This is a genomic window from uncultured Tenacibaculum sp. (assembly GCF_947495995.1).
Classification (GTDB): domain Bacteria; phylum Bacteroidota; class Bacteroidia; order Flavobacteriales; family Flavobacteriaceae; genus Polaribacter.
In genome coordinates, this window is sequence record NZ_CANMAX010000013.1 from 39913 (window position 1) to 52689 (window position 12777).

Annotated in this window: 13 protein-coding genes; 5 read left to right on the plus strand and 8 right to left on the minus strand. The window is 30.4% G+C overall.

Features of this window, described 5'->3' with window-relative positions:
- Positions 1–182: 182 nt before the first annotated feature.
- On the minus strand, positions 183–2822 hold the full coding sequence (locus tag Q1A15_RS19980; RefSeq protein ID WP_299628059.1) for a valine--tRNA ligase: 2640 nt from the start codon (positions 2820–2822) through the stop codon (positions 183–185).
- 190 nt (positions 2823–3012) lie between these two features.
- Between Q1A15_RS19980 and Q1A15_RS19985 the strand changes: the two genes are divergently transcribed.
- On the plus strand, positions 3013–3402 hold the full coding sequence (locus Q1A15_RS19985; RefSeq protein ID WP_299628061.1) for a DUF1573 domain-containing protein: 390 nt from the start codon (positions 3013–3015) through the stop codon (positions 3400–3402).
- A gap of 50 nt (positions 3403–3452) precedes the next feature.
- On the opposite strand, the gene Q1A15_RS19990 is transcribed toward Q1A15_RS19985, so the two are convergent.
- Complete coding sequence (locus Q1A15_RS19990) at positions 3453–4793, minus strand: aspartyl protease family protein (RefSeq protein WP_299628063.1); 1341 nt, start codon at positions 4791–4793, stop codon at positions 3453–3455.
- A gap of 181 nt (positions 4794–4974) precedes the next feature.
- Between Q1A15_RS19990 and Q1A15_RS19995 the strand changes: the two genes are divergently transcribed.
- Entirely contained in the window at positions 4975–6165 is a 1191-nt protein-coding gene (locus Q1A15_RS19995; protein WP_299628065.1) for a pyridoxal phosphate-dependent aminotransferase, read from the plus strand.
- Between the two features lie 6 nt (positions 6166–6171).
- Complete coding sequence (murB, locus tag Q1A15_RS20000; protein ID WP_299628067.1) at positions 6172–7179, plus strand: UDP-N-acetylmuramate dehydrogenase; 1008 nt, start codon at positions 6172–6174, stop codon at positions 7177–7179.
- Here the strand turns inward: murB and Q1A15_RS20005 are convergent, their stop codons facing one another.
- From Q1A15_RS20005 to Q1A15_RS20030, 6 genes are all read right to left on the minus strand, one after another.
- On the minus strand, positions 7180–8232 hold the full coding sequence (locus tag Q1A15_RS20005) for an alpha/beta hydrolase (protein WP_299628069.1): 1053 nt from the start codon (positions 8230–8232) through the stop codon (positions 7180–7182).
- Between the two features lie 98 nt (positions 8233–8330).
- The gene (locus Q1A15_RS20010) at positions 8331–8996 is read right to left on the minus strand and encodes an SCO family protein (RefSeq protein ID WP_299628071.1); all 666 of its coding nucleotides are present in this window, start codon (positions 8994–8996) and stop codon (positions 8331–8333) included.
- Complete coding sequence (locus Q1A15_RS20015; protein WP_299628073.1) at positions 8980–9543, minus strand: hypothetical protein; 564 nt, start codon at positions 9541–9543, stop codon at positions 8980–8982. Before Q1A15_RS20015 ends, Q1A15_RS20010 begins: the two co-directional genes overlap by 17 nt.
- Positions 9544–10311 carry a YHYH protein gene (locus Q1A15_RS20020; RefSeq protein WP_299628075.1) on the minus strand — a complete coding sequence of 256 codons (768 nt, stop codon included), beginning with the start codon at positions 10309–10311 and terminating at the stop codon, positions 9544–9546.
- Between the two features lie 4 nt (positions 10312–10315).
- Positions 10316–11623 carry a sulfatase-like hydrolase/transferase gene (locus Q1A15_RS20025; RefSeq protein ID WP_299628077.1) on the minus strand — a complete coding sequence of 436 codons (1308 nt, stop codon included), beginning with the start codon at positions 11621–11623 and terminating at the stop codon, positions 10316–10318.
- Between the two features lie 146 nt (positions 11624–11769).
- The gene (locus Q1A15_RS20030) at positions 11770–11895 is read right to left on the minus strand and encodes a hypothetical protein (RefSeq protein ID WP_299628078.1); all 126 of its coding nucleotides are present in this window, start codon (positions 11893–11895) and stop codon (positions 11770–11772) included.
- Positions 11896–12006: 111 nt separating this feature from the next.
- On the opposite strand from Q1A15_RS20030, the gene Q1A15_RS20035 reads away from it, so the two are divergent.
- Entirely contained in the window at positions 12007–12210 is a 204-nt protein-coding gene (locus Q1A15_RS20035; RefSeq protein ID WP_299628080.1) for a membrane or secreted protein, read from the plus strand.
- Between the two features lie 11 nt (positions 12211–12221).
- A complete protein-coding gene (locus tag Q1A15_RS20040) occupies positions 12222–12776 on the plus strand; it encodes a sigma-70 family RNA polymerase sigma factor (RefSeq protein ID WP_299628123.1) in 555 nt (184 codons plus the stop codon).
- Position 12777: the final 1 nt, after the last annotated feature.

Consider the following 12777-nt stretch of genomic DNA (forward strand, 5'->3'; position numbering starts at 1 on the left):
ACTTAATTTTTAAATAAATATATACGTAAGTAAAAAGAATTAAACATCACGAAATAAAGCCTATATAAAATTACAGACCTGATAAAAAAAGAGTATAAAAAATAAAAAAAGACCAAAAAGAGATTTTGTTTTAGTTACAAAAAACTCTTTTTGGTCTTAAATTTATAAGAAAAGTTTAAGCTTTATCCTAAAGACGCTAAACTTGCTTTAAGTGTTTCTATTTTAGCTAATGCATCAGCTTCTTTCTTTTTTTCTGTTGCTACAACTTGTTCTGGTGCATTATTTACAAATCTTTCGTTAGAAAGCTTCTTCTGTACTGATTTTAGGAAACCTTCAGTATAGTTTAACTCTTCAGTTATCTTTTTAATTTCCTCTTCTACATTAATACTATCAGCAGAAATCGGCACGAAATATTCATTAGATTTTACTCTGAATGAAGCTCCGTCTACTTTTTCCTGTACGTAATTAACTTCAGAAGCATTTACTAGTTTTTTAATTACACTATCAAAACTCTTTGTATAGTTTTCATTATTTACTACATAAAGTTCTATAGCGTCTTTAAAAGCTATATTTTTCTCTTTTCTGATCGTTCTGATTCCTGAAATAATACTCGTTGCAAAATCAAACTCCTCAATAATTGAAGAATCTTTAATTTCATTAATTTCTGGATATTTCGCTATAATTAAAGCTTCTTCTGCTGTTCTTTCAGAAATTAATTGCCAAATTTCCTCTGTAATAAATGGCATAAAAGGATGCAATACCTTTAAATTATCTTCAAAAATAGCAATTACCTCATCATAAGTTTTCTTATCAATCGGTTGTTGGTATGCTGGTTTTACAGCTTCTAATAACCATCCACAGAAATCGTCATTAATTAATTTGTAAATACTCATGATTACATCACTCAAACGATATTTACTATAATGATCTTCAATTTCAGCTAATGTTTTTTGTAATTTAGTTTTATACCATTCAATAGCTATTTTACTATGCTCTGGTTGCTCAATTTCTCCAGAAACTTCCCATAAAGATGTTAAGTAAAATGCACTCCAAACTTTATTGCCTAAACCTTTACCTTGTTGACATAAAGCTTCATCAAATAATAAATCGTTTCCAGCAGCTGAACTCAATAATAAACCAACACGTACACCATCTGCTCCGTATTCTTCAATAAGTTTTAATGCATCAGGAGAATTTCCTAATGATTTACTCATTTTACGACGTTGCTTATCTCGTACTAATCCTGTTAAATATACATTTTCAAACGGACGAGTATCTTTATATTCATATCCTGAAATAATCATACGCGCTACCCAGAAGAATAAAATATCTGGACCTGTTACTAGATCGTTTGTTGGATAATAATAGTTGATTTCTTCATTCTCAGGATTTCTAATCCCATCAAATACAGACATTGGCCATAACCAAGACGAGAACCAAGTATCTAAAACATCTGCATCTTGTCTTAAATCTGAAGCTTGAAGATTTGCGTTAGATGTTTTCTCTTTTGCTAATTCTAAAGCTTTCTCTTTAGTTTCTGCAACTACAAAATCTTCTTTACCATCTCCATAATAGAATGCAGGAATTTGTTGTCCCCACCATAACTGACGAGAAATATTCCAATCACGAATATTTTCCATCCAGTGACGGTATGTATTTTCGAATTTTCTAGGATATAATTTTACATCTCTATCTTCTCCTAAAACACCTTCAATAGCTGGTTTCGCTAAATCTTCCATTTTTAAGAACCATTGATCAGATAATCTAGGCTCGATTACTGCTTTTGTTCTTTCTGAAGTTCCAACTTTATTAGTATGCTGTTCTACCTTTACTAAATATCCTTTCTCTTCAAGTTCTTTGGCTATTTCTTTACGAACTACAAAACGATCTTTACCTTCATAATGTAAACCAAAAGAATTTAATGAAGCATCTTCATTAAAAATATCGATTACCTCTAAATTGTGTTTATCTCCTAGAACCTTATCATTTTCATCGTGTGCAGGAGTTACTTTTAAACATCCTGTTCCGAATTCAACATCTACATAGCTGTCTTCAATAATTGGAATTTCACGATTACATAATGGTACAATCGCCTTCTTTCCTTTTAAATGCGTGAAACGCTCATCTTCTGGATTAATACAAATTGCTGAATCTCCTAAAATAGTTTCAGGACGCGTAGTTGCAATGGTTACTTTTTCATCAGAACCTACAATATCGTATTGTAAATAATATAAGTTTCCTTGACGCTCTTCATAAATTACCTCTTCATCAGATAATGTAGTTTTAGCCTCAGGATCCCAATTTACCATTCTGAATCCACGGTAAATTAATCCTTTATTATAAAGATCAACAAAAACCTTGATTACAGCTTCACTCATATCATCATCCATAGTGAACTTAGTACGTTCCCAATCACATGAAGCTCCAAGCTTTTTTAATTGTTCTAAAATGATTCCACCATATTTATCTTTCCATTCAAAAGCGTGGTTCAAGAACTCTTCTCTGGTTAAATCATTTTTATTGATTCCTTCTTCTTTTAATTTCGCTACAACTTTAGCTTCTGTAGCAATAGAAGCGTGGTCTGTTCCAGGAACCCAACATGCATTTTTACCTAATAAACGTGCTCTACGAATTAAAACATCTTGAATCGTGTTATTTAACATATGCCCCATATGTAAGACACCAGTGACATTTGGTGGTGGAATTACTATAGTATAAGGTTCTCTCTCATCCACTTCAGAATGAAAATAATTGTTTTTCATCCAGTAATCGTACCATTTGCTTTCTATTTCGCTGGCGTTGTATTTAGGTGAAATTTTCATATGTTCTCTTGTTAATCAAGTTGTTTATAAATTGATAAAAATGATTTTTGGCATCATTTTTGAAATATAGTTGACAAAAATACAACTATCTAATCATGTACAGAAAATTTAGATGTTGATTTTTTTATAACTGAAAAATTATATTAAATTTGTAAACATAGGAAAATCCCTAAACAATTATTTTAACATTATGAGAACAATTTTATCAATTATCGCAGTTTGTTTCATTACTTTATCTGTAAACGCTCAAGAATTCAAGTTTGAAACAGAAGTAATTAACTACGGAAAAATAGCTTTAGGTTCTGAAGGTAAGAGAGTATTTGAATTTACTAACGTAGGTGATGCTCCATTAATCATAAAAGATATTAAGTCTACTTGTGGATGTACTGTTCCTAGTAAACCAGAGAAACCAATTATGCCAGGAGAAAAAGGTAAAATTGAAGTTTCTTACGATACTAAAAGACCAGGAGGATTCTCTAAAGCGATTACTATTTACTCTAATGCAAAGCAAGAGAGAAAAATGTTGAAAATTAAAGGATACATTACTAAAGATGCTAAAACTGAAAAGTCTTCAATGTAATATTTCTTAAAATATAAAAATGAAAAGAGTTCCAAATTGGAACTCTTTTTTTATATCCTTTTTTCTAGTTTGAATTTAAACTTAAGCGGTAAACCATCTCTTTCTACATCTATGATTACTCTTCTACCGGGTTTATAGCTAAAAATACCGTTGATATCATCTAATGAATACTCATGTGCTGGTTTTCCGTTAATTCTCTTTATAAGATCTCCTTTTTCCATTCCAACTTTGTATGCAGGTGAATCTTCTATGATTTCAAGAATCTTGTATGCTGATTTAAACTGATACTTATAAGTGGTAACAAAAGAAAACACATCGGAACTTGAAGATTTATTTTCAATTCCGTAAGAATCTACACTCGTCTTTTGAACCTCTTCTTTAATCAAATCTTTACCCGAATAAACAACAACAATTCCACTCATATTATAGTAAAATCCTTTTTTTAAAGATCCATTCTTTTTAAGCATCATTCTTCGGTTAGGATAATCGAACCACACTTTAAATCGTTTTAAAATATTACCTCCAATACTACCATTTCTTTTGGTAAATTGTCTTGCAATTACTGTTGATGTTGTGTCTAAAAAGGAAACTGTAGGTTCTGGTATCGTAAATTTCCCTAACTGAAAAGCAGGAACTCTACTTCTATTCCCATAAATACTTCCATTTAGTCCTTCTCCTAAAATATCTTTAAAGAACTTTTTAGGTGTTTTTATATCATTATGTGTTCCTTCGAAGAGCCAAATAGCATCACTTCCCCCAGAGTCAACTAATAATTTTGTTTTTATCTTTTTATCAGAAACCGTATCTAATTGTGTGTAGGTATTTATGTACGGTTTACTTCTATAAAACTCTAGAGGAAAAACTTCGCAACTTCCACACTTTCTAAGTTTATATTTTTTCGGATTATAAAAAGTAAGCATTCGATTCGAATAATCTACTTTCAATATTACATCTCTTAACAAATCAAAACCAATAATTCCATGAATTGTAGTTCCCATTTTAGAAGACATATTAAAATTGTCTTTCAGAATTACATATAAATCTTCATTAGAATTGACAATATTCTTGATTTTAAATCGATTGTTTTTTGATAGTAATGCATCTACAGGTTCGTTATCTCCTAAACCTTGTAATTTAATTTTTTCTACATTATTCAATCCTAAACTATCATTCTCAGTTAAATTGAATAGAATTGTTTTATTCACACCTGTATCTAAAATGAATGATAATTCTTTCCCATTAATTTCTAATGGAATTACAATTAAATTGTTAATTCGTTCAAACTTAACTTTCTGTTTTACATCATTTTTTCCAAAAAACTGGAATCTTCCTTGTGTAAAAACATTATGTAGTGAAAAAAAAAGTAGAGATAAGAGTAATACCTTCTTCAAGCTGTAAATTTTATGTTCAACTTTTCAATATACAATCAAATTCGTTAACTCTTGCTATTTTAAGATACTTTTAACCATTTTATTTCGATGAATTGTATGTTTTTTAAGGTGAAACAATATTTAATTTTAAATATATTTTTTGCAACTTTGCTTCCCATAAACAACTATAAAATTTCTGATTATGCCATCAATTTCTGATAAAGGAAATTCAATGCCGCAATCACCAATTCGTAAATTGGTACCTTTTGCGGAAGATGCTAAAAAAAGAGGAGTAAAAGTTTTTCATTTAAATATCGGTCAGCCAGATATTAAAACTCCTCAGGTAGCATTAGATGCTGTAAAAAATAATAATATTGAGGTATTATCTTATGCCAGATCTGAAGGTTCTGAAACATATAGAAACAAACTTTCTGAATACTACGGAAAAAATGGTATTTCTGTAACTGCAAATGATATTATTGCAACTACAGGTGGATCTGAAGCTTTACTATTTACTATTGGTAGCATTACTGATCCGGGAGATGAGATTATTATTCCTGAGCCTTTTTATGCTAATTACAATGGTTTTTCTATTGCTTCTGGAGTAAAAGTAGTTCCTGTAATTTCTTCTATCGATGATAATTTTGCTTTACCAAAGATTGAAGATTTTGAAAAGTTAATTACTCCTAAAACTAAAGCAATTCTAATCTGTAATCCTGGAAATCCAACAGGATATTTATACAGCAAAGAAGAAATTCAAAAATTAAAAGAAATTGTACTTAAACACGATTTATTTTTAATTGCTGATGAAGTTTACAGAGAATTTGCATACGATGGTGCTGAACATCATTCAATTTTAAAAGAAGATGGTTTAGACAAAAATGCTATCGTTATCGATTCTGTTTCGAAGCGTTACAGTATGTGTGGTGCAAGAATTGGATGTATTGTTTCTAGAAATCAAGAATTTGTTCAAACTGCGATTAAATTTGCACAAGCAAGATTAAGTCCGCCTACCTATGCTTTAATAGCTAGTGAAGCAGCTTTAGATACGCCTCAAAGCTATTTTGATGATGTTATTGAAGAGTATGTAGAACGTAGAAATACATTAATTTCTGAGCTAGAAAAAATCGAAGGTATAAAAGTTGCCAAACCAAAAGGTGCTTTTTACTGTATTGCCGAGTTACCAGTTGAAAACTCAGAAGATTTTGCTCAATGGATTTTAGAAAGCTTTAATCATAACAACGAAACTGTAATGATTGCTCCTGCTGGAGGTTTTTATTCTACCAAAGGAGAAGGAAAAAATCAGGTTCGTATTGCCTATGTTTTAAATAAAGAAGATTTAAAACGTTGTGTCGCTATTTTAAAAGCAGCTTTAGAAGCTTACAATAAATAATTTCATTTGGAAATTCAACAAAATATATCACTAAAGAATTATAATACGTTTGGCATTGATGTTAATGCCAAACGTTTTATTTCTATCCGTTCTGTTCATGAACTGCAACAACTTATAATAAAGGAAAAATCTCTCTTTTTAATATCTGGAGGAAGTAATATGCTATTAACTAAAGATATTAATGATTTAGTTGTGCATATAAATACCGAAGGAATTTGTATTGACAGAGAAGATGATAACTCGGTTTATCTTACAGTAAATGCAGGAGAAAACTGGCATGATTTTGTTTTGTGGTGTATAGATCAAAACTATGGTGGAATTGAAAATTTATCTTTAATTCCTGGAAATGTTGGTACATGTCCTATCCAAAATATTGGTGCATATGGTGTTGAAGTTAAAGATGTAATTACAAAAGTAGAAGCAGTTTCCATTGAAACAGGAAAACTAGTTCAATTTTCGAATGCTGAATGTAAATTTGGTTATCGTAATTCTATTTTTAAGAATGAAGTTAAAGGAAAGTATATTATTACTTCTGTAAGTTTTAAACTTACAAAAAAAGATCATGTACTTAACACTTCTTATGGTGCTATTGAAACTGAACTTGCTTCTAAAAACATTACAAATCCTACAATTAAAACGGTTTCTGATGCTGTAATAGCCATTAGGCAATCGAAACTACCAGATCCTAAAGAAATTGGAAATAGCGGTAGTTTTTTTAAAAACCCAGTGATTTCTAAAAGTCTTTTCGAGAATTTAAAAGAGAAATTCCCGAATATTCCTAGTTATTCAGTTTCTGATGAAGAAATTAAAGTCCCAGCTGGTTGGTTAATTGAACAAAGCGGATTTAAAGGAAAACGTTTTGGAGATTACGGTGTTCATGAAAAACAGGCCTTAGTTTTAGTAAATTACGGAAATGCCTCTGGTAAAGACATTTACAGTCTTGCACAAGAAATACAAACTACAATTAAAGAAAACTTTGGTATTGATTTAGAAATTGAAGTGAATGTAATTTAATTAGATTTTCTCTTCAATTTCATTTAACCAATTTGTTATCGCTGAAAGAAAATCTTTATTTCTTACCCAAGGTAAATTATCATCCTGGAACTCATAAAATCCTCCTGTTCTGCATTCAAATAAATTGTGATTACAATTGGGAAATGATTTCGTAGTAAAATCTGTAGTTTCTCCTAAAGTTTTCTGATATAAAGCTTTTGTTTTTTTCCAATCAACCTGTGTATCTTTTTCTCCAAACAATGCCAAAACAGGACATTTAATTTTTGATAATTCTGACTCAAAATCTTGAACGTAAATTTGAAGATTTGTTTTATAATCAAAAGGCATTTTTATAAACTCTTTCTGATACGCTAGATATCCCTTTTCAGTAACAACTCTTCCTCCATTAAATCTCTTTAAAAACTTATTCTTTCTAAGATTTTTAGTGGCATTCATATAGTCTTTAAAACTTCCGCTAGAATGTGTAATTCTGTAACTCTCTTTTAATTCATTCAGTACAATATCTATAGAGTCCTTAGGCACACCTTCAATTTTTAAATTCTCTTTGAATAAGTACACAAAACTTTCTTTAGGCCCTACTCCACTTACAGATATCCAAAAACTAATATTCTTGTACTTATTAATTACAATAGGATTTATCCATCCTGCTCTACTAATTCCCCACAAACCTATCCTATCGGAACCTTTAATTTTCTGTTTCTTTAGTGATGCTATAGCTGCAATTACCTCATCGGCACTATTCTGTACTGTTTGATTATAATTAAATACGCCTTCACTTTTACCACAGCCCATTTTATCCCACATGTAAGTCGCATATCCAGCATTTAAAATAGCATTTCTTACATCAAGATGCCATTCTTGTTGTACTGCATTTGTTTTTCCAGAACCATGTACAATAATTACAACACCTTTTGGAGTTTGATCTTTTGGAATGTTTAAGACTCCTTGTAAGTTGTAGCCTTCAAATCCAAAGTTCACTATTTTTTTTTCTCCTTGAGCAAAAGAAAGATTACACATAAGAAACAGTAACAAACTATAATATCTTATCATCATAAATCACAATTTTGACTTATAGTAATGACAGTTATAGTTTAGCGGCGTTGCATTTTAGTGTTAAGTTCTTTAGTAAATCAATAAAATATTAGTAGTTGTTAAGCTTCTTTTTTCAACAACTTTATATGTCGAATTAACCTTTTTACTTCCAACTCAATTGTTCCGTTATAAACACCTCTAATTCTTCCTTTTTTATCAACGAGAATAAAGTTTTCGGTATGAATAAAAGCATCTTTATCTTGAGTTTTTACAAAATCTTCATCAGCAAAATAAGAAGTACGAGCTAATTCGTAAATATGCTCTTTGTTACCTGTAACTAAATTCCATTTTTTTGAATTAATTTCATTTTCTACTGCATATTTCTTTAAAACAGGAACAGAGTCTTTCACTGGCATTACAGTATGCGATAATAAAAGCACGTCGTTATCTTCTTTAAATTGATCCTGAACTTTGCTCATGTTTTTCTCAAGAACAGGACAAATTCCGGGACAACTCGCAAAGAAAAAATCCGCTACATAAATTTTACCTTCATAATTTTTATTCGTGATTTTTATTCCTTCTTGATTTACTAAATTGAAATCTGCTATTTTATGGATTTTAGTATACTCCTTTGAATCTTCAGCAATCCATTCTGGAGTGAAAATTGGAGAATTAAAAAACGGTAATGTAACATTTCTATCTACTTGTTGTGTTTTCTTACAACTAGTTAAAACAACTAGTATTGTTAAGAAAAAAAATACTGTATTTCTATCGATAATCTTCATTTACTGTATTTACTGAATAACATTTTTTTAATCCGATTAAGCCAAAACGATCTCCATTTTTAGCCACAAAATTGGCTCTAATCTTCCCATCATCTTGCCATAATCTTTGTGTACCAGATTCCTTTCCGTTCTCAAAATTAAAAGCCTTCATTTGTTGACCATTTTTGTACCATTCATTTACTGATCCGTTGTAAGCTCCTTTGGAATTAAAATGGTATTCAAATCGTAAATTTCCGTTACGCCACCAACCTCTATGAATACCACTTTTCATTCCTTCTGTATAAAAACGTTCTTCTATTTTAAGTGTATCTTGATAACACTTAATCTCTATACCTTCTTTTCTTCCTAAGTTATATTTCGTTATTGTTTTCACTTTATTCAAAGAATCTTCTTTTATTAAAACTCCTGAATACAAATCGTCTTGTAAAAAAAGCTCACCATTAATTAGCTTAAAAGTAATTGGATCAAAAACTTTTTCTTGTTCAACCTCTGGCTGCTTTTTACACGATAAACAGCACAAAAAAACGAAGACTATAACTTTATTCATTTATTGAGAAATATTTCCTGGTGAACCAAAATATCCATTTCCATTAATGTATGGAGCTTCTGTAGTAACATGATAATGATAAATTCCGTTTGGAAAATCTGGTGTTACTCCAACATGACCATGATATTCATCTAAATCTGAATTCGTTACTGGTCCGCCATTTTCTTCTGGTCCGTAAACAGGAAAACCATCTGCTAATAATCCTAAGAAACCTGATTTTCCGAAAGTGTCAGTTAAAAATGTTGGTTCTATGTGGTAATGATAATTTCCTCTAGCATCTGGATGACCTAAATATTGATCAAAAGAATCTATCTCATTAGTTAAAGGCTGATTATTTGGTCCTGCATATTGATTATAAAAAACTATCCCATTTACAGTAACCCCTATCGGACCTAAAGGCGTAGCTTCTTTGTTTGTTGCCTCTTGGGGTTTTAAAGGAATAGTAAATACAATATTCTGACTTTCTATTAAATTCGGATTTTTTCTCCAATTGGGATTGTCTCCATTATACGCTTCGTACATTGGATGTGTAGTTTCCCAATACGGACTTCCATGATTTGGTAAATCATCTGTAGTAATTTGAACGACATCTCCATTTATAGCATAAGAAACCCCAGGGATATTATCGAATTTCGATAAAATACTTGTGATATCGTATGAATCTACAGGAGTAGTTGGCGTTGTAGTTGTATCTGAATCATCATCTGAAGAGCAAGCTCCAAAAACGATTAAAAATGTATATAAAATTATTCTATTTAAAGTTTTCATTCTGTTAGTGTTTTAAGTTAGTAATTGCATCTTTTAATTCATTTAACACAGCTTCTTCATTTGCATTCAATGGTAATTGATCTAAAAGGTTTGTTGTTTCAAAAAAGTCATTAGCGACGTTGTAAAATCCTTCACTTCCATCAGAAAAAAGTATGTATTTATATTCCTCATTTCTAATTGTGATATCTTCAGGTCCAGTATCTTTTCCTACTTCTGTATAAGCATAATCTCTTATCTTACTACTTGTAGATACCAAACTCCAAAAATTATAGCTATCATTTATATTACTTACGTTTACCTCTGCTATATTGGCTATTGTAGCAAAAAGGTCTGTAGTATTTACTAATGCAGATTCTGTTTCATTAAATCTGTTTACATTTTTTCCTGAAATAATCATCGGTACGTTAACTCCACCTTGATAAACAGTTCCTTTAACTCTTCGACTTCTGTAATCTTGTGCAACTTGATTTGGAGTTCCATTATCTCCAATGAAAATAATAACCGTATTATCTTTTTCTTCATCAGACATAGAGTTTAACAATCTTCCTATTTCAGTATCCATAGCTTCCAACATCGCCATGTAATAAGGCATTGGATTTGCATCTACACTTGCTTGATCTGAAGGTAAACTTCCTTGAGAGTGTAATTCTGCAGGTGGTAAATGAAATGGTGTATGAGGTGCGTTATAAGCTAACCACAAAAACCAAGGAGAATCTTGATCTTTAATCCAATCAATAGCTAAATCTGTAAACTTGGTAGTTGTATATTCAGTAGAATTACTTTGAACACCATTCTCTGTTAAAGTCCAATCCCAATAAGAAGTAACTGCTCCATTTAAAAGTCCAGCATAATAATCAACTCCTAAATCATTTGGATGAGAAGCATCTCTTGACAAGTGCCATTTTCCAACTACAGCACTACTATAATTTGTAGCTCTGCTTTTTAAATATTGCTGTAATGAAGTTTCTGATGTAGAAAGTTCGTCATCAACTTTTAAAACTCCAGTTCTAAAACCATGTTTTCCTGTTAAAATACTCGACCTTGTTGGAGTACATGTTGGGTATGACCATAAATTTTCAAAACGTAATCCATTAGAAATCATGTTTTGCAAATTGGGCATTGTAGGTTTAATAGTACCAACATTATATCCTGGTGTGGCATCTAATCCCATATCATCTGCAATAATTAGCAGGATATTTGGTTTTGTTGGTTGTTCAGAAGAATCGTCTGGTGTTTCTATAGTTATAGAATCTTTACTACATGAAAAGAATAGCATTAAAAATGCTAAAATCGGGGATAATACTGATCTCATATTTTTCACTTTAAAGTTTAGACCTAAAAAACTCTAAAAGGTTTAAAACTTTTCTTTTTTAATGTACAAAAAAAACCTAAGACAACTGATTAAAAACAAGTTGCATTAGGTTTAAAAAATAAAATTAGGGATAATTCCTGTAGAAATTAATTATAAAATCTATTTCTACGATCTTCTTTCTCTACTCTCATATAATTAGGTTTCAATTCTCTATCATACTCGTTAGTAATGAACCCAATTAAAGCTTTTAATACAGTAGTTAATTCTTTCATAAATGAGGGATTAAATTTTTACCTTACATTACTTAAGACACCTTAATTTTCAAAAAGTCACTGAGCTTTTAAAAATTTCTTTGCGTATCTTTGCATTCTAAATACATTTTTATGAAATTAATTTTTTTAACTATTGGATTATTAGCTTTTGCTTTTGCTGGTATAGCAATTAAAATTTGGGCTAAAAAAGATGGAGAATTTGCAGGTACTTGTGCAAGTCAAAATCCAATGTTGAATAAATCTGGTGAAGCTTGTGGTTTTTGTGGTAAGACTCCAGATCAATTTGATACATGTTCTGAACCTCAACACCAATAAAAAGAAAACTCATAAAAAAAGAAATCCTTAAACATATTGAACAAGCTAAGAAAGGTAATCAAGTCGCTTTTAATTACCTTTTAGATACCTATTGGTCTAGTGTTTATGGTTATCAGCTAAAAAGTACTCAAAATGAAAATGATGCTGAAGATATAACGATACAGACTTTTGCCAAGGCTTTTAATAAAATTCACTTATACAAAGAAGAGTACGAATTTAATACTTGGTTAATTGCGATATCAAAAAATCTACATCAAGATTTAATTCGAAAACGAAAAGCATCAATTCAATTTAATTCTTCATCCGAAGAAAAAGATAAAATTTATCACATCGCTGATGATACTCCTTCACCTGAAGATAAAATAATCAAGGAACAAAATTTAGCAAAATTACTTAGAGATATAAAAAAATTAAAACCTAAGTACCAAGAAGTAATACATTTACGTTTTTTTCAAGAACTTTCTTACAAAGAAATTTCTTCTCAAATAAATGAACCCATAAATAACGTAAAAGTGAAATTACTTCGTGCTAAAAAGTTATTAGCCGAGATTATTAAAAAAGGGTGAT

Excerpts from the sequence above, each read along its gene's own strand:
- Q1A15_RS19980 (WP_299628059.1), bottom strand. The coding sequence starts at position 2,822 with ATGAAAATTTCACCTAAATACAACGCCAGCGAAATAGAAAGCAAATGG.
- Q1A15_RS19985 (WP_299628061.1), top strand. The coding sequence starts at position 3,013 with ATGAGAACAATTTTATCAATTATCGCAGTTTGTTTCATTACTTTATCT.
- Q1A15_RS19995 (WP_299628065.1), top strand. The coding sequence starts at position 4,975 with ATGCCATCAATTTCTGATAAAGGAAATTCAATGCCGCAATCACCAATT.
- Q1A15_RS20005 (WP_299628069.1), bottom strand. The coding sequence starts at position 8,232 with ATGATGATAAGATATTATAGTTTGTTACTGTTTCTTATGTGTAATCTT.
- Q1A15_RS20010 (WP_299628071.1), bottom strand. The coding sequence starts at position 8,996 with ATGAAGATTATCGATAGAAATACAGTATTTTTTTTCTTAACAATACTA.
- Q1A15_RS20015 (WP_299628073.1), bottom strand. The coding sequence starts at position 9,543 with ATGAATAAAGTTATAGTCTTCGTTTTTTTGTGCTGTTTATCGTGTAAA.
- Q1A15_RS20020 (WP_299628075.1), bottom strand. The coding sequence starts at position 10,311 with ATGAAAACTTTAAATAGAATAATTTTATATACATTTTTAATCGTTTTT.
- Q1A15_RS20025 (WP_299628077.1), bottom strand. The coding sequence starts at position 11,623 with ATGAGATCAGTATTATCCCCGATTTTAGCATTTTTAATGCTATTCTTT.
- Q1A15_RS20030 (WP_299628078.1), bottom strand. The coding sequence starts at position 11,895 with ATGAAAGAATTAACTACTGTATTAAAAGCTTTAATTGGGTTCATTACT.
- Q1A15_RS20035 (WP_299628080.1), top strand. The coding sequence starts at position 12,007 with ATGAAATTAATTTTTTTAACTATTGGATTATTAGCTTTTGCTTTTGCT.